The sequence below is a fragment of the Kosakonia beeri genome, from assembly GCF_054165705.1.
Genome location: NZ_CM135106.1, coordinates 4,213,488 through 4,238,710 on the forward strand (window position 1 = coordinate 4,213,488; position 25,223 = coordinate 4,238,710).

Here is a 25,223-nt window from a genome sequence, read left to right on the forward strand (position 1 = left end):
AGCATAGCAGGGAGAGAGCAGGAAGAAATGCGCCCTGCATGGCAGGGCGCGAATAAGGCTTAGAATGTTTCCCAGTTTTCGCCGGTATCAGCAGCGACTTTACGTGGCTGTGCAGAGACGGCGGCGCTTTTGACGAACGTCGGCGCGGCCGCTTTACGCTGCTCCTGCATGATACGGAACACCGCCACTGCTTCGGTCAGACGGCTCGCCTGCTCTTCCAGCGCAGCGGCAGCCGCGGCAGATTCTTCCACCAGCGAGGCGTTCTGCTGCGTCACGCGATCCATTTCGGCAACCGCCAGCCCCACCTGGTCGATACCACGGCTCTGCTCGTCAGATGCCGACGAGATTTCACCCATAATATCTGTCACGCGGGTGACCGCACTAACGATTTCATCCATGGTTTCACCGGCGCTTTCCACCAGGGTGGAGCCCAGTTCAACACGGCCAACAGAGTCTTCGATCAGGCTCTTGATTTCCCGTGCAGCCTGAGCGCTACGCTGGGCAAGGTTACGAACCTCACCTGCCACGACGGCAAAACCACGCCCCTGTTCGCCTGCGCGTGCAGCTTCAACCGCCGCGTTAAGCGCCAGGATATTGGTCTGGAAGGCAATACCATCAATTACGCTGATAATATCGGCAATTTTCTGCGAACTTGCGGCGATATCACGCATGGTCTGAACCACGTTATCGACCACTTTACCGCCTTTCTGCGCGGTTTCAGACGCGCTCAGCGCCAGATGGCTGGCCTGACGGGCGTTTTCGGCGTTCTGTTTCACCGTTGCGGTCAACTCTTCCATGCTGGCGGCCGTTTCTTCCAGCGAAGCAGCCTGCTGTTCAGTACGGGAAGAGAGATCGTTGTTACCTACGGAAATCTCGCTGGCGCCGCTATAAATTGCGTTCGCGCCGTTGCGCACATCGCTCACGGTGCGCACCAGTTCGCTCTGCATATGACGCAGACTGTCTGCCAGCACGCCCATTTCGTTAGAACCCTGGACTTCAATACGCTGTACCAGATCGCCGCCGGCAATATGACGAATGTTGTCGATAAGGTGGTTCAACGGCGCGATGAGTGCGCGTTTGATCCCGACCCAAACACTCACGATCACCGCCAGCACCACGAGCAGGACAGTAATAATGATCCACACAGCAGAGCCATAAGAACTTTCACTGTCGTGAACGGCCGTTTCGTACAGCGCATCGTTCTGCTGCAGGTAGTGAACATACTCTTTCTCGAAACCATCCTGATAACGCTGCGTCGGCTGGTCAAAAAACTCATTGATCTTGCCTGCGCCCAGTAGTTGAATCAGCTCCGCCAGCGCGTTGTGGTAGATATCGTAATTGCGTTTGATCTCTGCGGCTGCATCGTCGCTCTGACGCGGATCGCGCGGCAGCGCCTGATAGGCATTCCAGCTCACTTCGGCCTGCTTCAGCGAAGTGCTGGCAATCTGCATCAGATCGTTAACGGTAGCACCGCTGCCGATGTTGTTCTGATCCATCATGTAGCGGATGCCGGCACGGTTAAGCGTGTTACGGGTTTGCAGCAGCGAAACCCAGCTGGCGTTCAGCGTAGACTGTTGCTGACGAATGGTTTGCAGAACGGTGAAGTTTTCTTTGTCTTGTTTTAGCGCGTTGAAGAACAGACCGCCGGACGTGAGTTGTAACAGGCCAAATAATGCTAAGACCAGCAGCAAGCTGGTTACAATTTTAATACGAGTTAACATGTTTTCTCTTTCCTTATAGACAGATGTAGGATTTTCGGCCTGGAATAAGAAAACTTTATGGGTCATCGTGCTAATATTCACCACAAAAATAATGGTCATTAAGCCCCTCTGAACTCTCTCGTACCCGCGCCCTCACCGGCTTTGCGTGATCAAACTCACATATTTTCCGCCACTTAGGGTGACGATAAACCGCTCAGCGCGATCCTTTTACCGCTTACCGCCTGTTTATAACCGCTTAATCAAATCGTTGCCGTTTCGCGCGCGTTATTTGTCATGATCGTCGCCAGCATACAGCCTTACACACATCTCACATCCCGTTCTTTTTTCTGTTAAAAGCCAGGTCTGATATGGATACGAAAAAACTCTTCAAGCACATACCCTGGGTGATCCTCGGGATTATCGGTGCTTTCTGTCTCTCCGTTGTCGCCTTACGGCGCGGCGAACACGTCAGTGCACTGTGGATCGTCGTCGCCTCTGTTTCCGTTTATCTGGTGGCGTATCGCTACTACAGCCTCTACATCGCTCAAAAGGTGATGAAACTCGATCCGACCCGCGCAACGCCGGCGGTGATCAATAACGATGGCCTTAACTATGTGCCAACCAACCGCTACGTGTTGTTTGGTCACCATTTTGCCGCTATTGCCGGAGCAGGCCCGCTGGTCGGGCCGGTACTGGCTGCGCAAATGGGCTACCTGCCGGGCACGCTGTGGTTACTGGCAGGTGTGGTGCTGGCCGGTGCAGTGCAGGACTTTATGGTGCTGTTTATCTCCTCTCGCCGTAACGGCGCCTCTCTCGGCGAGATGGTCAAAGAAGAGATGGGCCGCGTGCCGGGGACCATTGCGCTGTTCGGCTGCTTCCTGATTATGATCATCATCCTCGCGGTGCTGGCGTTGATCGTAGTGAAAGCGCTGGCAGAAAGCCCGTGGGGGGTATTTACCGTCTGCTCTACCGTACCGATTGCCCTGTTTATGGGAATTTACATGCGCTTCCTGCGCCCGGGCCGGGTAGGCGAAGTCTCGGTGATTGGTATCGTACTGCTGGTGGCGTCTATCTGGTTTGGCGGTATTATTGCGCACGATCCCTACTGGGGCCCGGCACTGACTTTTAAAGACACCACCATCACCTTCGCGCTGATCGGTTATGCCTTTATCTCAGCCCTGCTGCCGGTATGGCTGATCCTTGCACCGCGTGACTACCTGGCGACCTTCCTGAAAATCGGCGTGATCGTCGGTCTGGCGCTCGGCATCGTGATCCTCAACCCGGAACTGAAAATGCCTGCGGTAACGCAGTACATTGATGGTACCGGCCCGCTGTGGAAAGGTGCGCTGTTCCCGTTCCTGTTTATTACTATCGCCTGTGGCGCTGTGTCTGGCTTCCATGCGCTGATTGCTTCGGGTACAACGCCGAAACTGCTGGCGAACGAAACCGACGCCCGTTTTATCGGTTACGGTGCCATGTTGATGGAATCCTTTGTGGCCGTGATGGCGCTGGTTGCGGCGTCGATTATCGAGCCGGGCCTCTACTTCGCCATGAACACGCCACCGGCAGGTCTGGGCATTACTATGCCGAACCTGCATGAACTGGGCGGCGACAACGCGCCAATGATTCTGGCGCAGCTGAAAGATGTCACCGCGCATGCCGCTGCGACAGTCAGTTCCTGGGGCTTTGTGATTTCGCCGGAGCAGATCCTGCAAACCGCGAAAGACATTGGCGAACCGTCAGTGCTGAACCGTGCCGGTGGCGCGCCAACGCTGGCAGTCGGTATTGCGCACGTGTTCCACAAAATCATCCCCATGGCGGATATGGGCTTCTGGTACCACTTCGGTATTCTGTTCGAAGCATTATTTATCCTGACCGCGCTAGATGCAGGCACCCGTGCTGGCCGCTTTATGCTGCAGGATTTGCTGGGTAACTTCGTGCCATTCCTGAAGAAAACCGACTCACTGGTTGCCGGTATCATCGGTACGGCGGGCTGCGTCGGCCTGTGGGGCTACCTGCTTTATCAGGGTGTGGTCGATCCGCTGGGTGGCGTGAAAAGCCTGTGGCCGCTGTTCGGTATCTCTAACCAGATGCTGGCGGCCGTCGCGCTGATGCTGGGCACCGTGGTGCTGGTGAAAATGCAGCGCACCAAATACATCTGGGTCACCGTGGTTCCTGCCATGTGGCTGCTGTTGTGCACCACCTGGGCGCTGGGCCTGAAGCTGTTCAGCACCAACCCGCAACTGGAAGGCTTCCTGTTTATGGCTAACCAGTACAAAGCGAAGATTGCTGCGGGCGGCAGCGAACTGACCGCGCAGCAGATTGCCAACATGAACCATATTGTGGTGAACAACTACACTAACGCCGGTTTGAGTATTCTGTTCCTGGTGGTGGTTTACAGCATCATCTTCTATGGCATCAAAACCTGGCTGAACGTACGCAACAATAAAGTGCGTACTGACAAAGAGACACCGTATGTGCCGGTACCGGAAGGTGGCGTGAAAACCGCTTCACATCATTAATATCACCCGGCTGGATGGCTCCCCTAAAAGGGAGCCATCCAGCCTCCACAGATATCCGGGACAAATAATGTTTGGTAACTTAGGCGAAGCCAAAAAATACCTTGGTCAGGCGGCAAAAATGTTGATTGGCATTCCGGACTATGACAACTACGTTGAACATATGAAGACCAACCATCCGGACAAGCCGTACATGACTTACGAAGAATTTTTCCGCGAACGCCAGCAAGCGCGTTACGGCGGCGACGGCAAGGGCGGTGTCCGCTGTTGCTAAAGGAGAATTTATGACCCCCATTGCAGTCACGCTGTTGACCGGTTTTCTCGGCGCAGGCAAAACCACCCTCTTACGCCATATCCTTAATGAGCAGCACGGCTATAAAATCGCCGTTATCGAAAATGAGTTCGGCGAAGTCTCTGTCGACGATCAACTGATTGGCGATCGCGCTACACAAATCAAAACCCTGACCAACGGCTGTATCTGCTGTAGCCGCTCTAACGAGCTGGAAGATGCGCTACTGGATCTGGTCGACAGCCTGGATCGCGGCGATATCACGTTTGACCGGCTGGTCATTGAGTGCACGGGCATGGCGGATCCAGGGCCGATCATTCAGACCTTCTTCGCCCATGAGATCCTCTGCCAGCGCTATCTGCTGGACGGCGTCATTGCCCTGGTCGATGCCGTACATGCCGATGAGCAGATGAACCAGTTCACGCTGGCGCAATCGCAGGTCGGTTACGCAGATCGCATCCTGCTGACCAAAACCGACGTGGCCGGCGACAGTGAGAAACTGCGCGAACGCCTTGCCCGCATCAACGCCCGCGCGCCGATTTACACCGTCACGCACGGCGATATTGAACTGGCGCAGCTGTTTGATACCAACGGTTTTATGCTGGAAGAGAATGTGGTGGCAGCAAAACCGCGCTTCCACTTTATCGCTGACAAGCAAAACGACATCAGCTCGATTGTGGTGGAACTGGATTACCCGGTGGACATTAGCGAAGTTTCCCGCGTGATGGAGAACCTGCTGCTGAGCTTCGCGGAAAAACTCTTGCGCTACAAAGGGATGCTATGGATCGACAGCGAGCCAAACCGCTTGCTTTTCCAGGGTGTACAGCGCCTCTACAGCGCCGACTGGGATCGCCCGTGGGGTGATGAAACCCCGCACAGCACACTGGTATTTATTGGCGTGCAGCTGCCGGAAGAAGAGATAAGAGCAGCCTTTGCGGCTTTACGGAAATAAGCAAGCCAGAGGATGATACTGGCCCTCTCCCTCACGGGGAGAGGGCAAAAGGTGAGGGAAAGTTTACTGGTGCACAACCACCAGCTTCTGGTTCACAAACTCTTTAATACCCAGATCAGAAAGCTCACGGCCAAAGCCTGAGCGCTTCACGCCGCCAAACGGCAGTTCCGCTGCGGTGTCGGTCAGCCAGTTGATCCACACCATGCCGGTTTCAATGCGCGACGCCATCTGTTTCGCACGCTGAATGTTGCGGCTGAAGATGGCGCCGCCAAGGCCGTAGTGTGAATCGTTCGCCAGGCGTACCGCTTCCTCGTCATTGTTAACCACATAAATTTGCGCCACCGGGCCGAAAAACTCTTCAAAGTACGCCGGGTTGTCGCGGGTGATGTGCGTCAAGATGGTGGGCTCAAAGAAGTTGCCTTCGCTATTGGCGGGTTTGCCGCCCAGGTGCAGTTTCGCCCCTTTGTGCACCGCATTACTCACCTGCTGGCTCAGCGTCTTAAGCGCATCTTTTGACGAGAGCGGGCCAAGGGTAGTGCTTTCGTCCAGCGGATCGCCCATTTTCACCTGCTGGAAAGCGTCGGTGAATTTACGCAGGAACTGATCGGCCACATCCTGATGAATAATAAAGCGTTTGGCGGCAGTACAGACCTGCCCGGCATTATTCAGACGAGCCTGAACGCCGACTTCCACGGCTTTCTCCAGATCCGCATCATCCAGCACAATAAAGACGTCGTTCCCGCCCAGTTCGAGAGTGGATTTTTTGATATGTTTTGCCGCTTGCGCCGCCACCACACTGCCTGCGCCTTCTGAACCCGTCAGCGCCGCCCCTTGCACTCGCGGGTCGGCAATGATTGCCGAAACCTGATCGGAAGAGATAAATAAATTAGTCCACGCACCGTCTGGTGCTCCCGCCTCGCGTACCAGATGGGCGAAAGATTCCGCACACTGCGGCACAATGCTGGCGTGTTTACAGACAACCGGATTACCGGCGGCAAGGTTCGGGGCCAGGACGCGCATCAGCTGATAATACGGGAAGTTCCAGGGCTCCACCGCCATAATGACGCCAATTGGATGATGCTCAATCCACGCCTCGCCAAGTTCAGACGGGTACTTCACCGGGGCAAGGAAGCTTTTCGCGTTATCCGCATAGTAACGGGCAATCTGCGCGCAAAGTTGCACCTCGCCACGGCTCTGCCCAATAAGCTTGCCCATTTCGCGGCTGGCAATTTTCGCCAATTCTTCCTGCTGATTTTCCAGCAAATCGGCAAGCTTATGCAGCACCGGAAGACGCTGCTCAATACTCCCTTTCGACCAGGATGAGTGGTACAGCGCATCCGCTTGTCTCAGCGCGACCTCGATGTCGGCATCGTTGTGCGAAGGGAACTCTTTAATAAGCTGATTATTAAAAGGATTCACTGTTTTATAAGCCATATCACATGTCTCCTGTTATCGTCGTTAATTAAGCGAAAAACGCTGACATATCTAATAAGGCTAGTAGACGAGAGCGCCCATATAGAAAAAACAGGATAAAGAAACGTAAATATGACGTTTAACTGGCAGGATATTTCAACAATAAAGGTGGCAAAACCCTACGCTATGCTTACTCCATTACCACCAACAGGAGGATGCATGCAACACACCATTCGCGGTATCGATCATATTGGTATCACCGTTCCGGATATTGAAGACGCCACCCGCTTTCTGACGCAAGCGCTGGGAGCCGAACTGATTTATCAGTCCGTTGCGCCTGACGAAAAAGGCCCTGATAACGCGGCGCAGCAAAAAACGTTGCGCCTGGTGCCGGGCACGGTGATCAAATCCGTCAGGATGCTAAAACTTCAGCACGGCCCGGGTATTGAACTGTTTGAAATGCATGGACCAGATCAGCGCGAACCGCCGCGCGCCAGCGATTTTGGCCTGCAACACTTCGCGGTTTATAGCGATGATATCGACGCCGCCCTGCAACGCTTTAAAGCGGCGGGCGGCGAAGTGTTTACCGCACCACAGCCGCTCGGTTTCCCGACAGAAAAAGGCGAAGGCAATCAATTTTGCTATGGGCGCACGCCATGGGGCAGCATCGTTGAGTTTATTGCTTACCCCTCGGCGATGCCCTACGAGCAAGAAACCACGCTGCGCCGCTGGAGGCCGTGATTCAGCCCAGCACATCCTTAACACAGGCTTTAAATACTTTTACGCCAAGCGCTAACGCCTCGCGGTCAAAGTGCATTTCCGGGTGATGCAGCCCGGGCGTCAGGTTCGCGCCCAGCCCCCAGAAACCGCCTTTCACCTGCGGGCGCAGGCGCAGGTAGTGGAAGAAATCTTCACTGCCCGGCGTCGATTTCGGCGCGGTCAACCCGGCATCACCAAACACGCTGCGGATAGCGCGGGAAACCACGTCGGTTGCTTCGTCATCAATGATCGCCGCCGGCATCTCTTTCAGAATGCGGATGTCAGCAAGCGCACCGTAGGCGGCCGCACTGCTTTCGATGGCGCGAATGACCTGCGGTTTGAGTGCATCCATGGCGTCGTTTTCTGCCGCGCGCAGATCCCAGCACACCTGCGCCTTGTCGGGGATGGAGTTGGTCACGCCAGCATCGCAAAGAAACCGCGTAGCCTTCGCGCTCCAGGTGAGCGACGGCGCAAGATGAATGCCATTCACCGCCTGCACAGCGTGGGCGGCGGCATCCAGCGCGTTCACACCTAAATGCGGCCTGGCGGCGTGTGCCGCTTTACCGTGGAACATCACTTCAACGGTCGCGGACGCCGAGTAGTACATCGCCGGCACAGCCTGGCCCATCGGGCACTCTTCTATTGGCCGCAGGTGGAAACCGAGCAGCATCTCCACATCATCCAGCACGCCGCCTTCGGTCAGGGCAATTGCCCCGGTGCCCAGTTCCTCAGCAGGCTGGAAGATAAACTTCAGCTTGCCCTTTTTCACCACGCCTTCGGCCATGACTTCCTGCGCAGTAGTCAATACCACCGTGGAGTGTCCATCGTGCCCGCAGGTGTGGCGTGCCACATGTTCGCCGTCAATGATATGACCAAGCGCATCCATATCAGCACGAAGCGCCAGTACTGGCCCCGGCTTGCCGCTGTCCAGTACCGCAACAATACCGGTGGTGTTATTGACCTGGCGCGTGACCTGGTAGCCCGCCGCCTCCAGTACCCCGGCAATATAAGCGGAGGTTTTATACTCTTCGAATCCCAGCTCCGGGATCTGATGCAGGTAATTAAAGTGCTCTAGTGTACGTGACACGTCTTACTCCTTGGTGGGCTGCTCTCAGGCAATAACGCGCATTATCAGCATAGAAATAACCGCGTTGAGAATGCTGACGGCCATCAGTAGCGGCCAGTATTTTTTCGGCACATCGGCAACGCCCAACAGGCGGCCCATATACTGTAGCTGCGAACCCATTAAAAAGATGGCCGGTGCGAGAATGGTTATCTGGCCGACATCCAGCTGGCCTTTGCTCAACAAACTGACCGCCACGCCCGTTCCTGCGGAGGAGGAGAGCCAGGCGGTAAGCAACACGGTGATGGCCTCCCCCGGCAAACCGAACAGCCCCATTAGCGGCGCGCAAAGATGGCCGATTATCTGCATCACGCCGAGTAAATTAAGCATTTCGGCGATGACATAGGCCATTAAGACATTCGGCATCAGATTATTTATGGCAATATTAAAGCCTTTACGTGCGCCTATAACGAAAATATCGAACGGATTACCGGAGACTTTGGCGGTATTACTCATGGTTGAAATCCCTCTTATAGACAGTATTTAATGCCAGGCGAACCACGGCTGCGCCAACGAATTTAAGGACAAACATCAATACCAGCGGAATAATAATCGGGATAGTCAGCGAGGCGAACATCGCCGAGCCAATGGAAAAATAGTTATTAATTAACCCGGCACCGGAATATTGCCACGCGCCCATAATCACCACGTCTTTGCGGGTAATTTTTTCACTGTCGTACAACTCCTTTGTCAATGCCGCACCGGCATCGGTGCTTTGCAAATCGGTAATCAGCGCCAGACCGGTATAACCAGGAATGCCGAGCAGCGGTTTAAGCAGCGGGGTTAGCAATTTATGCGCTGCGCGGATCGCGCCATAGTGGGTAAAAATCTCCAGCAATCCCAGCGCCAGCATTACCGTTGGCACCAGCGACAGCGCAAAAAGGAACCCGGCTTTCGCGCTGATGCCGCCGCTGCCGATAAAGGTGTTGGTTTCCGGCGACTTCATGGTACCGAATGCGCCGCCCAGCGTAGTAAAGTCAAACGCTCCCAACCATGCCATGCCGTCAACTTTGAAAAAGAAACCGGAAAAGACCAGCAGAACAATGACCAGCGAAATCCAGGCTCCAGGGCCGACTTTCCACTCTTCCGCGTGCTCTTTCGCGGGTTGATCCAGCGTTTTCGATTCACTCATAACATCTCTCTTTAAAATAATCAGATGGCAATGTTCTATTACTAAGCAGGATCCATGCCTGAATAGCCCGAAGCTAAAATAAAAAACCTACATCGCGACTTTTTATGCAATAAAAAACCACCCCGTAAAAAACGGGAGAAAATAAAGCAAAGTTACCGAAAAATTATTTAATTAAGCCCAAAAGCCGCCCTAATAAAATAACCTCTCACCATTATCGGGCACCTTTTTGGTGCGCCAGTGCATTTTTATTCTTTCATTTTTGTTTCTCCAGCGAACAGGACGGTTATTTTGATTATCACTATTCAATCAGGATGATAAATATCCGCTTAAGGATGTTATTGTTGCTCTCAGGTCAACAATTAAGAAGGAATGTGGCGGATGTTTCAGGATAAACAGGTCGGTTATCTGTATGAAGTGGGCAACCAGGGTGGCATCCGCCGCGCGGCGGACATTCTCGGTGTTAACCCGTCAGTAGTGAGCCGGCAAATCGCCCAACTGGAACGCGCCCTGCAGCTCCCCTTGCTGGAGCGGCGCGGGCGTAATGTGGTGCTCACCGAGGCCGGGCGACTGCTGGCAGAAGACTATTTTATTAGCCGCCAGCGGCGCGAGAAGCTGGAAAGCCAGCTTAAAGATTTGCGCCATATGCGTGGCGGCACGCTCTCGGTTCGCATAGGCGGCGGGCTGATTACCGCGTTTATCGAAGGTGTGATGCGTGAATTTGCCCGGACGTACCCGCAGGTATTTGTCGACATTGTGGTCGGTAGCATGCAGGAAATGCTCAACGACATTGTCAGTGGTGAAGCAGACATGGCGCTGGCCTTCGGCCCCATCGGCACCCCGGAATTGAAGCGCCACAGTTTTCACTGGGGGCCCATTTGCGCCGTCGTCTCACCGCAGCACCCTATCGCTCAGCGGCAAAGCATTACCATTGAAGAGCTGACTGAGCATGCGCTGATCGCGCTGACGGAAAACTTTGGTCTGCAACGCCATATGAATGCGATGTTTAAAAGCCAGGGTCTGCAATTCCATCCGGCATACCGTTGTAATCAGTTCTCGACCGCAATGGGGCTAAGCCAGGCTGGGCTGGGGATCTCTTTTATGACCGCGTACGCCGCCGCCGATCCTATTCGCCAGGGAACGCTGGTGGCGGTGCCTCTCGATCACCCGATTGCCAGCAGCGCACAATGCCATTTGCTACGCAACTCTGATCGGCGCTTTACGCCCGCAGCCCACCATATGTGGCGGCTGTTGCACAATGCGTTTAGCGATAAATAACGCACTGTGCTATACCAGAAAGCCGACTCAGCGAGGCTTTGTATGTCGATCACGCGCGATATCCAGCAATCTTTTTACCGCCCCGAAACCCTGCCAGGCGTTGAACTGCGCAGCACCTGGCGCAGCGACCAGGCTTATAAACGCCACAGCCATGCTGAGCTGTCGATCGGCGCGGTGGTTGAGGGGCAAACGCACTGCGTCTGCAACGGGCAGGAGTACCTGCTGTCGCCTGGCGATATCATTGTCATTCCGCCGCTCACGCCGCACAGTTGTAATCCGCTCGCCGGGCAAGCGCGCAGCTACCATATGCTCTGGATCCCGCAGGTGAACGGCACACAGCAGCTGATACGCAACCCGCACCTGTTCCAGCAGTACCTGCACATTGTGTCACTGTTCGACAGCGGGCAAGCCCGCGCCTTGCCCGTTGCGATTAACCGGCTTCTCGCCGGGCTGTCTTGCGCCCCGTCGCCCTCGCCGCTGCGCCCCATTAGCCAGCAGATGCAAAGCGTGTTGCTGGAGAACCTGCAGCAGCCGCCGACGCTGGATGCGCTGGCGCACGCCTTCTCCCTTCGTAAAGAGACGCTGATCCGCACCTTTAAACAGGACACCGGTTTGACGCCCGGCAGCTTTTTAAATAGCGCCCGTGTGGAGTTTGCCAAAAGCCGCCTGCGCGCCGGTGATAATCTGGCCGATGTGGGCTATCAGAGCGGGTTTGCCGATCAGAGCCATTTTCACCGAACCTTTGTCAGCTACACCGCTGCCACGCCACGTCAGTACGCAACCGGGCGATCAATATCAGACAATAAATAGCGTCGCGTTGCCGCTAAGGTGACCGCAGTTTTTTGCTGCTGAGGTCACCATGGACATCTTTCCCCCTGCTTTTCCTGCGCTGGCGCTGTCGCATTTTGTTGCCCTGCTCAGTCCCGGCCCGGACTTCTTTTTACTGATGGGTTACGCCATTCGCTACCGTCTGCGCGGTAGCGCCGGGTTATGTGTCGGTATCGCTGCCGGAAACGGCGCCTATATTTTGCTGGCGATTGCGGGCTGGAGCGCGCTGCGCCAGTTCGACACGGTGTTTACGGCTATTGAATTACTCGGCGCGCTATGGCTGTTGTGGATTGGCTTACAGTTATTACGTAGTCGCCCACGCACCTTGTCAGCCAGCGAGGCGCTGCAACACTGCCCGACGTGGCGCAAACAGTTATTACTCGGGCTGGGTTCCGCCTTGCTCAACCCGAAGAATGCGCTGTTCTATCTGGCGCTGATGGCCGCCCTGCTCGGCCCGCATGTCTCGCTGTTGCAACAGGCGGTGAGCGGGGTCTGGATGACAATGGTGGTGCTTTTGTGGGATCTGGCTGTGGTGTTACTGATTGGCCTGCCCGTTGTACAGCAGCGCCTGAGTCACGCCGTGTGGTGGATTGAACGCGGTGCGGGCGCAATACTGATGGCGTTTGGCGGCGGGATTGTGTGGTCGACTCTCTAAAAAATGCTGTTCGGGAAGCCCGCCATGAGTACCCCGATCGGTCAAAACCACCAGATGTTGATTATCATCAACCCGGTACACCAACAAATCATCGCCTCCGAGGTGCAGTTCACGAAAACCGGGCATCTTTCCGGTTAGCGCACGATCGTTATATTGGCCGGGAGCGGGTCAACACCATCAAAGCGTCCATTCTGGGGTGCAGTCATATCTTCAGCTTCGCGCATGGCATTGCGTAACCGTGCTGTGGGGCTGCGGATAACGTTGAACGGAATACCGTCATTTTTAACAATTTGCTTAGCAAACAAACGTATCGCCACGCGCCCGTTGAGGCCGCAGCGCTCAGGCACCATTCCTGCGCGAGCGTTGCGTTCACTGTCGATGTGCTAAACCTCCGCTGCATTTGTAGCCACGAAATTGTTTCTTTGCACCCTCCCATCGTCTCGCTCTATGCTTATGTCATGGAAAAATTAGCTGAACTCAAGCGCGCCAAGCGTCTGGCGCTCTCGCTGTTGCTGGTTGCAGCAGCCACGTTTGTCACCACACTGTTCCTGCCGCCCAATTTCTGGGTGAGCGGGCTGAAGGCCATTGCCGAAGCGGCGATGGTCGGTGCGCTGGCGGACTGGTTCGCCGTGGTGGCGCTGTTTCGCCGCGTGCCTATTCCGTTCATATCTCGCCATACGGCGATCATTCCGCGCAATAAAGATCGAATTGGTGACAATCTTGGGCAATTCGTACAAGAGAAATTCCTTGATACCCAGTCGCTGGTAGCGTTGATCCATCGCCATCAGCCAGCACAACTGATCGGCGTCTGGTTCAGCCAGCCGGAAAATGCCCAGCGCGTCGGCCAGCATATCCTGCAAGTGATGAGCGGCTTTCTGGAAATGGCCGACGATGCCCGTATTCAGCGGCTGCTGCGCCGCGCGGTGCACAAAGCCATCGACAAAGTCGATCTGACCGAAACCAGCGCACTATTACTGGAAAGTCTTACGCGCAATAACCGCCATCAGAAATTGCTGGACAGCCTTATCGCGCAGCTCATTGCCCTGTTGCAGCGAGAAAGCTCCCGCGCTTTTATCGCCCACCAGGTCGTGCACTGGTTGAAAACCGATCACCCGTTAAAAGCGAAGATCCTGCCAACAGAATGGTTAGGCGAGCAGAGTGCTGAGCTGGTGTCCGACGCGGTTAATTCGCTACTGGATGATATCAATGCCGACAGCACGCACCAGATCCGCCAGGCGTTTGATCGCGCCACGCTGAAACTGATCGCCAACCTGAAAACCGATCCGGAAATGGCGCAACGGGCAGAGAACATCAAAGACTACCTGAAAAATGACGAGGCGTTTAACCGTTATCTGGGCGAGATGTGGGCCGACCTGCGCAACTGGATGAAAGCGGATGTACAGTCCAAGGATTCGCGGATGAAAAAGCGTATTACCGATGCCGGGCTATGGTTTGGCGAAACGCTGCTGGCCGATGGCGCGTTGCGGGCATCGCTGAATGAGCATCTGGAACAGGCCGCGCATCGTGTTGCGCCCGATTTTGCCGCTTTTCTGACGCGCCATATCAGCGATACGGTGAAAAGCTGGGATGCGCGAGATATGTCGCGCCAGGTGGAGCTGAATATTGGCAAAGACCTGCAATTTATTCGCATCAACGGTACGCTGGTTGGCGGAACGATTGGTTTAATCCTCTACCTGCTTTCGCAGTTACCCGCGCTGCTGCATATAACCGTTTTTTAAGCCTTTTTGTAAGGAGACGCCTTCATGGCCGACATTGCCCTCACCCACAGCGAGCGCGAGCAGTTACGCGATAAATTACAAGCGTACTGCGAAACACATTTTGAACTGGAACTGGAGCAGTTTGACGCGGAGTTTTTTATCGATTTTATCGCTGAACAGATCGGCCCCGCCTTTTATAATGCCGGAATCGATGAAGCCATCCGGACGCACGCCCTCTACAGCGAGCGGATCCAGGAAGAGATGGATCTGAAAAAGATACTCTGAGCTTTTTTGCAGGCGGCGTTTTCAGCCTTAAGCCGCCGAAGATCAATATTCCCCTTTTCTTTGTATGCCTATAATGCGGCCACTTTTTTACATCTCCCGTGTCACGGGGAAGGAAAATCATGTCGCTCATTACCGCACTCCCGGACGTATTTGAACAATTCTCCGAAGCCCGCCAGAAAGGTTTTCTTACCGTGATGGATCTGAAAGAACAGGGCATTCCACTGGTAGGTACTTACTGCACCTTTATGCCGCAAGAAATCGCTATGGCCGCTGGCGCCGTGGTGGTTTCACTTTGTTCCACGAACGATGAAACCATCGAAGAAGCGGAAAAAGATCTGCCGCGCAACCTCTGCCCCCTGATCAAAAGCAGCTACGGCTTCGGCAAAACCGACAAATGCCCCTACTTCTATTTTTCCGATCTGGTGGTGGGCGAAACCACCTGCGACGGCAAAAAGAAAATGTACGAGTACATGGCGGAGTTTAAAGCCGTGCACGTTATGCAGTTGCCAAACAGCGCGACGGATGCCGCGTCCCGCGCACTGTGGAAAGCCGAGATCCTGCGTTTGCAGCACGTTATTGAACACCAGTTTGGCCGGTCCATCAGCGAAGCTGCGTTACGCGATGCCATTGCGCTAAAAAACCGTGAACGCCAGGCGCTGGCCAATTTTTATCGCGTGGGCCAGCTTAACCCGCCCGCACTGAGCGGCGCGGATATCCTGAAAGTGGTGTACGGAGCGACCTTCCGCTTTGATAAAGAAACCCTGATCGACGAGCTCAATACCATGGCCGAACGGATCCGCTCCGAATGGCAGGAAGAGAAACGCCTGGATCCTCGCCCCCGCATTTTGATCACGGGTTGCCCGATTGGCGGCGCGGCGGAAAAAGTCGTGCGCGCCATTGAAGATAACGGCGGCTGGGTGGTGGGCTACGAAAACTGCACTGGCGCGAAAGCAACCGAGCGCTGTGTTGACGAGAACGGCGATGTTTATGATGCGTTGACGGACAAATACCTGGCGATCGGCTGCTCCTGCATCTCGCCAAATGATGAACGCCTGAAACTGCTCAGCCAGATGGTGGATGAGTACCAGGCCGATGGCGTCATTGATGTGATTTTACAGGCGTGCCACACCTATGCTGTGGAGTCACTGTCTATCAAACGCCATGTGCGCCAGCAGCACAACATTCCGTATATGGCGATAGAAACGGATTACTCCACGTCCGACATCGGCCAGCTCAGTACCCGTGTCGCGGCATTTATCGAGATGCTATAAGGAGTGTCCGTGACGTTTAGCGTAGGCATCGATTCCGGCTCGACCACCACCAAAGGCATCCTGCTGGAAGGTAACAGCGTGGTGCGGCGTTACCTCTGCCCAACTTCGTTTCGCCCCGCCGCCTCGATAGGTGAAGCATGGGAAACGCTGCGGGCAGGGCTTACGGAACAACCGTTTCTGACGCTAACCGGTTACGGAAGGCAACTGGTTGATTTCGCCGACAAGCAGGTCACGGAGATCTCCTGCCATGGGCTGGGCGCGCGCCTTCTCTTGCCAGAAGCGCGCACGGTTATCGACATCGGCGGTCAGGACAGCAAAGTGATCCAGCTTGATGAACAGGGCAACCTCACCGACTTTTTGATGAATGACAAATGCGCCGCCGGGACCGGGCGTTTTCTTGATGTCATTTCCCGCACGCTGGGCACACAGGTGGAACACCTGGATACGATTACCGAAGGCGTCGAGCCGCATCCGATCACCAGCATGTGTACCGTCTTTGCCGAATCCGAAGTGATCAGCCTGCGTTCGGCAGGCATTGCACCAGAGGCAATCCTCGCCGGGGTGGTCAATGCGATGGCTCGCCGCAGCGCGCATTTTATCGCCCGCCTTTCGACACAGGGGCCGTTACTGTTTACCGGCGGTGTAAGTCATTGCGCCACTTTTCGCCGCATGTTGTCAGCACACCTGAACAGTGAGGTATTTACCCATGATGATGCCCAGTATGCGGGCGCTGTGGGCGCGGCGCTGATTGGCCAGCGGCAGAGAAAGCGCCATGGCTGAGTATCTACTGCTGTTTCACAATACGCCTGGTGTCGTGCAAACCCGCAAAGCTATGCAGTCTGCCGGGGTCTCGTTCCGCGTGCTGGATATCCCCCGCAGTCTGCGCGGCGGCTGCGGTTTATGCATTCGCTTTCACTGCCCACAAGGGGAGGAAAATCAGTGGGTTGTTCCGGGCGTTACCGAGGCGATTTATCGTTGTGAGGGTGAGGAATTCTTACCGGTTTCTGAATGCAGGATGTCGGCCCGATAAGCACAACGCCATCGGGCACATTCCGGCTTACTGCTCTTCAATCACAAACCGCGTGGCTTCAAAGCGGTTCAAAATTAAATGCACCAGCCAGACCATCGTTAACGTCGCCACCAGCGCGACAGTTACGGAGACTATCCGGTAGAGATCGCTGAATACCAGGTCGGTATCCGGATGCAGGTTCTGACCGAACATAATACCGATGGTCGTCACGCTGGAAAACCCGACGCCCGCCCCGACTTTCTCCATCACATGCAAGCGTGCGCTAAACGCGAGGCCAAGACCGATTAGCGGCATCATCAGCAGCATATGGCTGCTGTGGTTATAGAGGATCAGTTGCACCAGCAGGATATAGAGGCAGGCAATGACCACGCCCACCACGCGCCACAATGAACTGAGCACCGAGCCGCGATAATGCATCGGGAACAGGATCAGGATCCCCGCCATCAGCGCAGAGAGAGAGTCGCTCAGATCGCTTATCTGGAACACAACAAAAATCAGGGTGGCGACCGTCCCGGAGAGCAGCGACTCATGGCGAACGCGGGCGGCATTTTTCTCTATCATCGGCGGGCGGATACGCGGCTCCACATCCGGGATCAAATAGTTCATCAACGCGCTCAGCGCCACGGCCATCACGCTGGCCTCAACATTAGAAAACAGCAGCGTATGCCAGTCGCTGGAGGGATAACTCATAAAATTGAGCATCGTGCTCTGACAAACGACGCCTGCGGAACCAAACAGAAACAACGCACCTTTGCTCATAAAGCGAAAACGCATTACGTACAGCGCGAACACGACCAGCGTCATGATCACTGGCCAGCGCGACAAATAACCGATGATGAATACCATTTCGATGCCGTTCAGCACCGCGCTGAAAATAAACTGCCGGGCCACGTGGCGATTAAACACCGGCACCAGTGACAACAGCATCACCGGATAGACCACATAAAATACGCCGTACTGCGTGTTGTAAAAGCTTGAAATACTGAGCGCAATCATCCCGGCAAACACAATACGCAGCGTCTGACGGAAGTCGTTCGGCGTGTAAACGATATTGCCGTGCGGCGTAAAAACGCGTGCCAGCGTATTAATAGACATAATGCAGCAGGCTCACCAGATGGATTTGCAGCCCGGAGAAAATACGGGCAAACACCCCTTCGCTGTTATACAACTGCACGGTGGCGCGCGCGCCGGTCGGCAGTGGTTTCGTTAACGGCTCATCCAGCGCCACATGAATGCGCATGCGCTGTGCGTCGCGCACCCAACGGTTGGAAGTTTCCGGTGCCGACAGCTCGCCATTTACTGCTTCCTGTCCGGCGAGCACACCGGCATCACTGCTGGTGACGTGCGCTTTGAACACTTTGCCTGGCAAGGCATCGAACACCACGGAAGCATCGGTGCCGGCATGTGTATGGCGCAGGCTTTTTTCGCGGAAATCCGCCACGATATCGGCCTTATCATGTACCAGCGCCAGCGAGGCGTTACCCGCAGAGGCATAGAAACCGGGGCTTAATTGCAGGTTACTTACGGTACCGTCCATTTCGGCGCGCACCTGCGTCCAGGCCAGGTTAAGTTGCGACTGTTGCAACGCATTGCGGTATTTTTGCAGCGTCACATTGCGGGCATCATCACGATCGCCCCGTTCGATGGTCAACTCATCAATGCTGGCGTTGAGATTGTTTACCGATTGCATACTGTTCTGCCATGTGGTGCGCGCTTTATCCAGATCGGACTGCGAAATGTTATGCATTGCGCTCAGGTTCTGATAGCGCTCAAAAGTAACGCGATCATTTTGCGCGGTCAGTTGCGCGCTCTTCAGGCTGGCTTGTGCGGCAAGGATTTGCGCATCCAGTTGCTGATTCGTCAGCTTTGCCTGCGCCAGCGCGATTTCGCTGGCCTCGACCTGATTTTTAAACGGAGTCGGATCCAATTCAAACAGCACGTCGCCCTTTTTCACCGTGCTGTTATTTTGCACATGCACCTGGGCCACATAGCCGGAAACACGCGCGGAAACCGGGGTCACAATGCGCATCACAGTGGCGTCCGGGGTGAGCGGGATCCAGATATCGGCAAGGATGAAATAGACAAACATCAGCAGGAAAGAGGCAATACTGACCCTTACCCAGCGGGCAAATTTTTGTTCTGGCGTCATCATTTTCTTATTCGGTTTTATTTTCTTCTTCGCGCATCACACGCAAATTACAGGCGAGTTGGTTGAGCGTGGCGCTAAACGCATGCAATTCATCTGCCGGGATGTTCTCGGAAGCCCGCGCCTGGCAGGTTTCAATCACTTGCGAGATTTTATCCAGCAGACGGTTACCCTCTGCGGTGAGCGCCAGCAGGCGAATGCGCTTATCGTACGGCGATGTCGTACGCGCAATCAGCCCCTGGTTTTCCAGCTGTGTCAGGGTGCGCATCAGCGGCGGTAGTTCTATCCCATGCACTTCCGCCAGTTCACTGACTGAAACATTATCGCCCAACTGGCGCAGCTGCATGAGCACCGTCCAGCTCGACTGCGTCATTCCGGTGTCGCTCAGCGCATGGTCAATAGTGGCGCGCCACTGGCGTACCACCATGGCCATCCGCATGCCCAGCGGCCGGCGGGCAAACAATTCGTCTTCAGTCATGGGAACTCCCTCATTTCACTGGGGGAGCAAGATAATAGTTATCACGGTAAGCATCAAGAAACGAACAGACAAAGAGCATCGATTGCCAAAGCGGAAACGTTCGGCTTAATCAAAAAAAAACCATACCCTGGTAAGGCTTTTCACGGCATGCCGCAAGGCGCTGCGCCAGATTTCCGACGTGCGCTTCCAGTTTGTGCCCATCCGGATCGAGAAAATACCAGGAGTGACCTTCGCTTTTATTCACTTTCCAGTTCGCCACGCCAGCCTGCTCAAGACGGTCGACAAACGCGGTAAAATCGCTTTCATCCACACTGAACGCGTAGTGCGTATAGTCGCTGTGTTGGGGTGAAACTGGGGTACGCTGCACATCTACCGACAGGCATAACCACAGGCCGCCACAACTGAGATAAGCGCCATTATCCCAGCGTGCATGCAACTTCAGGCCCAATAATTGATGATAAAATTCGACGCTGCGGGCCAGTTCGCTGACCGCCAGCGTAAGGTGATTGAGACTGGTTAACATAGGTTGGCTCGTCGAAGTGGGTGGAAAGTGAGAATGAACACTATAGCAACCTGATGCGCTTTATGGGTCGCCATAGTGTTCTGCCCGGTGCGCAGTCTGAGCCACACCGCCGGGAAACATTACTTCGCGGCTTTCACTTCGGTCACAAACTCCGGCAAATCCCAGGTGCCGCCTGCGCGAATATAGCGGCACATCCCGGTGGTTGCCTCGCTGCTCTTACGGAAGGTTTCCCCGTCCCAGACCCACTCCGCCGATGCCCAGCAGTCACCAATACCGCGACCACGCTGGCCGAGGGAAATCACACCATCGCCATAATCGGAGGCCGAGTTAGTGATAAATTGCGGGTTGCCCTTCAAAGCCTTGTCGATAACCCAATAGCCGTAACCTTCGTTGTAGGCCCCGCGCCAGCAGAGCGTGGAAATTAACGCGTGCTTACTGTCCAGCGGCGTCAGCGTTATATCATTATCGCCTTCAATGACAGGTTCGGCGGGTGTCGACAGACGATCGCACGCATTTTCTTTCGACACGGCTGCCAGTAAACGCGGCGTTAGCGCCCTGGCTTCCGCCTCTGTCAGCGCGCGATCCTCGCCGCCTTCCACCGAAACGGCCTGAATCACCGGAGCCGCCACCGCAGGCGTCACCGTACTTTCAGCTTTATCACCCTTTTTGCTCAGCGCTCCCGGTGTACCGACGCGCCCCTGCACGTCGTCGAATTTCAACAGCACAGCGGAGGCCCCCTCGCCCGACAACACAAATGGCTTCGCGCCGCCCTTAAACTCAACCTTGCTACTGCCTTTCACGGCAGCAATAAGGTTACGGGCCTGTTCGTCTGATAAGCGCCAGGTATCGCTGTCTTCCGCGGTGACATCGCCTTGTGATTTGCCGTCGATCCATAGCGTCAGTTTTGCCTGCTGCGTTGAATCATCGGCTTCCATTTCTGCCAGCACCACATCCACCGTGACAGGCGTGTCCGGCCCGGCTTTGCGAGTAATCAGCACAGATCCGCTGGCTTCTTCTTCCGCGCTATAGCCTGCTGCACGGCAGGTCAGGGTGTTATCGCACACGACTTCCCAATCTTTATGATCGAACGAGACGCCGCTGTGCCCTGCCAGCGCGGGAAGGGTAAGCGTCGCTGCCATCACCAGCGTCGCCTTAATACTGCTATTCATGCCATCACTCCGTAATGAGAAATGGGAACAGTGTGCAGAAATTATCTGTCAGGGAGAAGTGGATTTTTAGTCTGCATGTTAAGAGGATGATCGCGCCCACACGTCGCCTGCGAAAAAGGAAAACCTGCAACTTATGGTGGCTGGCTACCTGCTAACATCTGCCCTAAGATAAGCCTGATAACTCATTAAAAAACAATAAGAAAACGGAATAAAAAAGGATTTACACAGTGAAAAAAATCTCAAGAATATGCTGGAACGATAAGTACTGGCGTGCGCCATCCGGGCGTGAAGGCAAGTCAGTGAATAGCAGCAGCTACGAATATCAGCATGGATTTGGTCATGAGGAGTGGTTATTCGACACCGAAAAACTCATTGATGGCTATCATTACGCTTATTTGCAATCCGTAGCGGGAACAGACCGCACGGGTGACGCAATCGATATCAATTTATACACCATCAAAAACGAAAAAAAGAAAAATACACGTTATTGGCTGGGAGAAATTTTAGATGTTGAGCTGGTGTCACCGAAAGAATCTCGTCGGATATTAAAGCAATACAAAGAAAAAGGCTGGTACGATGAAATGCAATCCCAGCTTAATGAAGTTGACGTTGATGGCGATATATTAGGCTCAATCGACAAAGGCGATTTTTTTACCATTAAGTTTAAGCCGCAAAACTTACGACTATGTGAGCCGTATATTTTTGACCATCACGATGAAGCCGTAAAATCAAACTACTATAACCTCATTAATTTTGTTCAGCTTCCTCTTCAGACGCCTCGCGCGGCAACGTTCGATTTTAAAGCGGGCCATCGGTCTAAACCGGAGCGCGGTGAGCGCAGCGGCGGGGGTTATCGAACCGAGATCAGTTACATCCACAATGCAATACAGGACGCGTTATATACCGCGCTCTGCCAGCAAGTTGGCGAAGACCGCGTAAGCACAGAACAAAACACCGGGTATGGCACGCGCATCGATCTGGTCGTACAGGAAAATGAAAATACTTACTCGTTTTATGAAATAAAAACCCATGCGCATGTTTCATATTGTATTCGTGAGGCGATAGGCCAATTACTGGAATATGCCTACCGACACGATAACGCTGTAAATATCAGTAAAATGGTTGTGGTTGGAATCACCCCGGCGACAGCAGAAGATAATGCCTATATCGCACGGTTACGGGCGTTGCACCAGCTTCCGCTGGAGTATATGCATTTCGATATAGACAGCGAAGCGGTATTCGTTGCGGAATAATACAACGTCCAGCCGGCTGGTCACTGGCTGGACATCATTCATGGCAGCTGATTAATTAAGATTCAGTTCACCGTAAGATTTCACCACGCGGGAAACAATACCGTAGTCGATGGCTTCTTTGGTGTTCATCCAGAAGTTGCGATCCGTGTCCTGCTTCACTTTGTCTACCGGCTGACCTGTCGCTTCGGCGATCATACGGTTGACGCGCTCGAGGGTACGAATGATCTCTTTCGCTTCAATCTCAATATCGCTCGCCTGACCACGCACGCCACCCAGCGGCTGATGGATCATAAAGCGGGTATTCGGCAGTGAATAACGGTGCTCTTTTTTTGCTGCCAGCAGGATAGTGATCCCGGCACTGGCCACCCAGCCGGTACCAATAATGTGCACCTCTGGGGTGATAAATTTGATCATGTCGTGGATGGTATCCGCAGCTTCGACATGTCCGCCCTGGCTGTTTAAATAGATCTTGATCGGCGCATCGCTAATGCCCTGCAGCAGCAGGAGCTGTGTCACTACTTTTTCGGTAAGTGCCTGGTTAATTTCCCCGGAAATAATAATGGAGCGGGAATCCAGCAGTTTTTGCTGCATCAGTTGGGAAACATTGCCCGTTTCTTTCTCTTTTTGCTCGTCGTCGTTGTCATTCATAAAGTGCATGTGCTTTCTCCCCTTCAGGTTATGCAGCTAAGCATAGCCCAAGCCAGGATAAGCGGAAATAACAAGATGTTATCTCCGCACTTTCCGGACCATTAGCCAACCTCATCGCGGCGCAGCCCTAAATCTTTTAGCTGTTCGTCACTGAGCGCCCTCAGCAACCGGCGCGTTTGCCAGCGCTCCCGCAGACGCTGCATTTTGCGCCAGAGTAAAACAAAACCAATAAACGGACGATGTGGCCGATTCTCATTGAATTCCATACCTAAGCTCCTCACCAGAAAGAGCCTTATCATCGCTGTAAATGTCGCTTGCAATACAGATTCAGAAATTACTTTTCTTTAACATACAGATCGCTTAAAACAACTTCTGAATCGCAAAAATAGCGCCAATCTGTACTGGTTTCATAATCTGTATGGCGACAAGAAAGGATACAGCATGACACGCTACCAACATCTGGCTACGCTGCTGGGGGAACGTATTGAGCAAGGTTTATACCGTGCAGGTGAAAAACTGCCGTCGGTGCGCAGCCTGAGTCAGGAGCATGGCGTGAGCATCAGCACCGTGCAGCAGGCCTACCTGGTGCTGGAAAAGCTGCAGTTGATCACCCCCCAGCCACGCTCCGGTTATTTTGTCGCGCCGCGTAAAGCCCAGCCTCCGGTCCCGGCAATGTCGCGCCCGGTGCAAAGGCCGGTAGAAGTTACGCAGTGGGATGAGGTATTAACCCTCCTCGACGCCCGCACCGACAAAGAGATCATTGCCTTTGGCGGAGGCGCGCCAGATATTACGCAACCGACGTTAAAACCGCTGTGGCGTGAAATGAACCGCGTTATCCAACATCAGTTACATGACGCACTGAGCTACGACACGCTGCCAGGCCGCCACGAACTGCGTGAACAAATTGCCCGCCTGATGCTGGATGGCGGCACCTCGCTGAATGCCGATGAGATAATTATCGCCAGTGGCTGCCACGCGGCACTCACCCTGGCGCTGCTGGCCGTATGCCAGCCGGGCGATATTGTTGCTGTCGAGTCCCCTTCCTATTACGGCACCATGCAACTGCTGCGCGGGCTGGATATTAAAGCGATTGAAATCCCGACGGATCCCAATGTAGGGATCCGTCTTGAAGCGCTGGAGCTGGCGCTGGAACAGTGGCCGATTAAAGGCGTTATCCTGGTGCCTAACTGTAATAATCCGCTCGGTTTTATTATGCCGGAGGCGCGTAAAAAAGCCGTACTGTCGCTGGCGCAACGCCACGATATTGTGATTTTTGAGGACGATATTTACGGCGAGCTGGCGTGCGAATACCCCCGCCCTCGCACCATCAAATCGTATGATATCGACGGCCGCGTATTGCTCTGCAGCTCGGTGACTAAAACTGTTGCGCCGGGTCTGCGGGTTGGCTGGATTGCGCCGGGTCGCTATCACGACCGGGTATTACATAAAAAATATGCCGCTATTGGCACCAATGTACCGAGCACACAACTGGCGGTCGCAGCATTTATTCGCGACGGCCACTACCATCGGCATTTGCGGCGTATGCGCCAGATTTACCAGCACCAGTTGGAAACTTACACCTGCTGGGTACGTCAGTATTTCCCTTGTGGAATCTGCGTAACACGCCCACAGGGCGGGTACATGTTATGGGTGGAACTACCCGAAAGCGTGGATATGGTCTGTGTCTCCCGTGCGTTATGCCGTTTAAAAATCCAGGTCGCCCCAGGGTCGCTGTTTTCAGCCTCTGGCAAGTATCGTAACTGCCTGCGGCTTAACTGTGCCCTGCCGCTTAGCGACACCAACCGGGAAGCGATTAAACATCTGGGGACGGTGATCCACAATGCGATCGATGAGACTCCCTCTTGTAACGCGTGATGAGTATTTGCCTACCGGGTAATTACGCCCGGTAACTTTATTTATTGCAAATCAAAAGATTAATAAAAACGGAAAGTATATTTCCGCCGTTCAGCAAAGCGGAAATATATATACCGCAATCGTTTTTAGCACATCATTTAACATTATCACAGTGGAACAACATCGACTGAGACTGTAGAATA

At 54.3% G+C, this 25,223-nt stretch carries 28 protein-coding genes; 14 read left to right on the forward strand and 14 right to left on the reverse strand.

Annotated elements, in window-relative coordinates; genetic code table 11:
* Positions 1-59: 59 nt before the first annotated feature.
* The gene (gene tsr, locus ACUY4S_RS19925) at positions 60-1,721 is read right to left on the reverse strand and encodes a methyl-accepting chemotaxis protein (RefSeq protein ID WP_312687051.1); all 1,662 of its coding nucleotides are present in this window, start codon (positions 1,719-1,721) and stop codon (positions 60-62) included.
* Positions 1,722-2,068: 347 nt separating this feature from the next.
* On the opposite strand from tsr, the gene ACUY4S_RS19930 reads away from it, so the two are divergent.
* The 3 genes from ACUY4S_RS19930 (at position 2,069) to yjiA (ending at position 5,460) form a co-directional block, all read left to right on the forward strand.
* Positions 2,069-4,222 carry a carbon starvation CstA family protein gene (locus tag ACUY4S_RS19930; protein WP_312687049.1) on the forward strand — a complete coding sequence of 718 codons (2,154 nt, stop codon included), beginning with the start codon at positions 2,069-2,071 and terminating at the stop codon, positions 4,220-4,222.
* Positions 4,223-4,289: 67 nt separating this feature from the next.
* Positions 4,290-4,493, forward strand: a complete 204-nt coding sequence (locus tag ACUY4S_RS19935) for a YbdD/YjiX family protein (protein WP_312687047.1) — start codon at positions 4,290-4,292, stop codon at positions 4,491-4,493.
* A gap of 10 nt (positions 4,494-4,503) precedes the next feature.
* A complete protein-coding gene (gene yjiA / locus ACUY4S_RS19940; protein ID WP_312687045.1) occupies positions 4,504-5,460 on the forward strand; it encodes a GTPase in 957 nt (318 codons plus the stop codon).
* Positions 5,461-5,523: 63 nt separating this feature from the next.
* Here the strand turns inward: yjiA and ACUY4S_RS19945 are convergent, their stop codons facing one another.
* Positions 5,524-6,894, reverse strand: a complete 1,371-nt coding sequence (locus ACUY4S_RS19945) for an NAD-dependent succinate-semialdehyde dehydrogenase (protein ID WP_458021680.1) — start codon at positions 6,892-6,894, stop codon at positions 5,524-5,526.
* A gap of 198 nt (positions 6,895-7,092) precedes the next feature.
* On the opposite strand from ACUY4S_RS19945, the gene ACUY4S_RS19950 reads away from it, so the two are divergent.
* Positions 7,093-7,614 carry a VOC family protein gene (locus tag ACUY4S_RS19950; protein WP_458021681.1) on the forward strand — a complete coding sequence of 174 codons (522 nt, stop codon included), beginning with the start codon at positions 7,093-7,095 and terminating at the stop codon, positions 7,612-7,614.
* A 1-nt stretch (position 7,615) separates the two neighbouring features.
* Here the strand turns inward: ACUY4S_RS19950 and ACUY4S_RS19955 are convergent, their stop codons facing one another.
* Genes ACUY4S_RS19955 through ACUY4S_RS19965 form a run of 3 tightly spaced genes read right to left on the reverse strand, consistent with a single transcriptional unit; the run spans position 7,616 to position 9,887 of the window.
* Positions 7,616-8,719: a M20 peptidase aminoacylase family protein gene (locus ACUY4S_RS19955; RefSeq protein WP_458021682.1), complete on the reverse strand. Its 1,104-nt coding sequence runs from the start codon at positions 8,717-8,719 to the stop codon at positions 7,616-7,618.
* A gap of 24 nt (positions 8,720-8,743) precedes the next feature.
* On the reverse strand, positions 8,744-9,211 hold the full coding sequence (locus ACUY4S_RS19960) for a YjiG family protein (RefSeq protein ID WP_312687039.1): 468 nt from the start codon (positions 9,209-9,211) through the stop codon (positions 8,744-8,746).
* Positions 9,204-9,887 (reverse strand): nucleoside recognition domain-containing protein, encoded by a 684-nt coding sequence (locus ACUY4S_RS19965; RefSeq protein ID WP_312687037.1) that lies wholly within the window; start codon positions 9,885-9,887, stop codon positions 9,204-9,206. Before ACUY4S_RS19965 ends, ACUY4S_RS19960 begins: the two co-directional genes overlap by 8 nt.
* A 378-nt stretch (positions 9,888-10,265) precedes the next feature.
* Between ACUY4S_RS19965 and ACUY4S_RS19970 the strand changes: the two genes are divergently transcribed.
* From ACUY4S_RS19970 to ACUY4S_RS19980, 3 genes are read left to right on the forward strand one after another with little or no spacing between them, the layout of a single operon-like run.
* Positions 10,266-11,162: a LysR family transcriptional regulator gene (locus ACUY4S_RS19970; protein ID WP_312687035.1), complete on the forward strand. Its 897-nt coding sequence runs from the start codon at positions 10,266-10,268 to the stop codon at positions 11,160-11,162.
* A 42-nt stretch (positions 11,163-11,204) separates the two neighbouring features.
* Positions 11,205-11,972 (forward strand): helix-turn-helix domain-containing protein, encoded by a 768-nt coding sequence (locus ACUY4S_RS19975; protein ID WP_458021683.1) that lies wholly within the window; start codon positions 11,205-11,207, stop codon positions 11,970-11,972.
* A 49-nt stretch (positions 11,973-12,021) separates the two neighbouring features.
* On the forward strand, positions 12,022-12,645 hold the full coding sequence (locus ACUY4S_RS19980) for a LysE family translocator (RefSeq protein WP_312687030.1): 624 nt from the start codon (positions 12,022-12,024) through the stop codon (positions 12,643-12,645).
* Here ACUY4S_RS19980 and ACUY4S_RS19985 read toward each other — a convergent pair.
* On the reverse strand, positions 12,526-12,771 hold the full coding sequence (locus ACUY4S_RS19985) for a type II toxin-antitoxin system RelE/ParE family toxin (RefSeq protein WP_409429796.1): 246 nt from the start codon (positions 12,769-12,771) through the stop codon (positions 12,526-12,528). The two genes, ACUY4S_RS19980 and ACUY4S_RS19985, sit on opposite strands and share 120 nt — an antisense overlap.
* A gap of 8 nt (positions 12,772-12,779) precedes the next feature.
* Complete coding sequence (locus ACUY4S_RS19990) at positions 12,780-12,950, reverse strand: hypothetical protein (protein WP_458024277.1); 171 nt, start codon at positions 12,948-12,950, stop codon at positions 12,780-12,782.
* A 153-nt stretch (positions 12,951-13,103) separates the two neighbouring features.
* On the opposite strand from ACUY4S_RS19990, the gene ACUY4S_RS19995 reads away from it, so the two are divergent.
* The 5 genes from ACUY4S_RS19995 (at position 13,104) to ACUY4S_RS20015 (ending at position 16,949) form a co-directional block, all read left to right on the forward strand.
* The gene (locus tag ACUY4S_RS19995) at positions 13,104-14,384 is read left to right on the forward strand and encodes a DUF445 domain-containing protein (protein WP_458021684.1); all 1,281 of its coding nucleotides are present in this window, start codon (positions 13,104-13,106) and stop codon (positions 14,382-14,384) included.
* A 24-nt stretch (positions 14,385-14,408) separates the two neighbouring features.
* Positions 14,409-14,648 carry a DUF2164 domain-containing protein gene (locus tag ACUY4S_RS20000; RefSeq protein WP_458021685.1) on the forward strand — a complete coding sequence of 80 codons (240 nt, stop codon included), beginning with the start codon at positions 14,409-14,411 and terminating at the stop codon, positions 14,646-14,648.
* 119 nt (positions 14,649-14,767) lie between these two features.
* On the forward strand, positions 14,768-15,919 hold the full coding sequence (locus ACUY4S_RS20005; RefSeq protein ID WP_458021686.1) for a double-cubane-cluster-containing anaerobic reductase: 1,152 nt from the start codon (positions 14,768-14,770) through the stop codon (positions 15,917-15,919).
* 9 nt (positions 15,920-15,928) lie between these two features.
* Positions 15,929-16,699 carry a putative 2-hydroxyacyl-CoA dehydratase activator YjiL gene (gene yjiL, locus ACUY4S_RS20010; protein WP_458021687.1) on the forward strand — a complete coding sequence of 257 codons (771 nt, stop codon included), beginning with the start codon at positions 15,929-15,931 and terminating at the stop codon, positions 16,697-16,699.
* Positions 16,692-16,949 (forward strand): putative Se/S carrier protein, encoded by a 258-nt coding sequence (locus ACUY4S_RS20015; protein ID WP_312687018.1) that lies wholly within the window; start codon positions 16,692-16,694, stop codon positions 16,947-16,949. Before yjiL ends, ACUY4S_RS20015 begins: the two co-directional genes overlap by 8 nt.
* Positions 16,950-16,976: 27 nt before the next feature.
* On the opposite strand, the gene ACUY4S_RS20020 is transcribed toward ACUY4S_RS20015, so the two are convergent.
* From ACUY4S_RS20020 to ACUY4S_RS20040, 5 genes are all read right to left on the reverse strand, one after another.
* Complete coding sequence (locus tag ACUY4S_RS20020) at positions 16,977-18,044, reverse strand: DUF2955 domain-containing protein (RefSeq protein ID WP_458021688.1); 1,068 nt, start codon at positions 18,042-18,044, stop codon at positions 16,977-16,979.
* Complete coding sequence (locus ACUY4S_RS20025) at positions 18,034-19,101, reverse strand: HlyD family secretion protein (protein ID WP_312687015.1); 1,068 nt, start codon at positions 19,099-19,101, stop codon at positions 18,034-18,036. The genes ACUY4S_RS20020 and ACUY4S_RS20025 overlap by 11 nt, the downstream gene beginning before the upstream one ends.
* A gap of 4 nt (positions 19,102-19,105) precedes the next feature.
* Entirely contained in the window at positions 19,106-19,573 is a 468-nt protein-coding gene (locus ACUY4S_RS20030; RefSeq protein WP_312687013.1) for a MarR family transcriptional regulator, read from the reverse strand.
* Between the two features lie 109 nt (positions 19,574-19,682).
* Positions 19,683-20,096 (reverse strand): FosA family fosfomycin resistance glutathione transferase, encoded by a 414-nt coding sequence (locus ACUY4S_RS20035; protein WP_312687012.1) that lies wholly within the window; start codon positions 20,094-20,096, stop codon positions 19,683-19,685.
* A 119-nt stretch (positions 20,097-20,215) separates the two neighbouring features.
* Positions 20,216-21,265: a DUF1176 domain-containing protein gene (locus ACUY4S_RS20040; protein ID WP_458021689.1), complete on the reverse strand. Its 1,050-nt coding sequence runs from the start codon at positions 21,263-21,265 to the stop codon at positions 20,216-20,218.
* 227 nt (positions 21,266-21,492) lie between these two features.
* Here ACUY4S_RS20040 and ACUY4S_RS20045 point away from each other — a divergent pair, with 227 nt between their 5' ends.
* Positions 21,493-22,518 (forward strand): hypothetical protein, encoded by a 1,026-nt coding sequence (locus ACUY4S_RS20045; RefSeq protein ID WP_312687008.1) that lies wholly within the window; start codon positions 21,493-21,495, stop codon positions 22,516-22,518.
* Between the two features lie 51 nt (positions 22,519-22,569).
* Here the strand turns inward: ACUY4S_RS20045 and ACUY4S_RS20050 are convergent, their stop codons facing one another.
* Together ACUY4S_RS20050 and ACUY4S_RS20055 are read right to left on the reverse strand one after the other, a co-directional pair.
* Positions 22,570-23,166, reverse strand: a complete 597-nt coding sequence (locus tag ACUY4S_RS20050; protein ID WP_409429799.1) for an ATP-dependent Clp protease proteolytic subunit — start codon at positions 23,164-23,166, stop codon at positions 22,570-22,572.
* 101 nt (positions 23,167-23,267) lie between these two features.
* Entirely contained in the window at positions 23,268-23,432 is a 165-nt protein-coding gene (locus ACUY4S_RS20055) for a DUF1127 domain-containing protein (protein ID WP_312687004.1), read from the reverse strand.
* A 175-nt stretch (positions 23,433-23,607) separates the two neighbouring features.
* Between ACUY4S_RS20055 and ACUY4S_RS20060 the strand changes: the two genes are divergently transcribed.
* The gene (locus ACUY4S_RS20060; protein ID WP_458021690.1) at positions 23,608-25,041 is read left to right on the forward strand and encodes an aminotransferase-like domain-containing protein; all 1,434 of its coding nucleotides are present in this window, start codon (positions 23,608-23,610) and stop codon (positions 25,039-25,041) included.
* Positions 25,042-25,223: the final 182 nt, after the last annotated feature.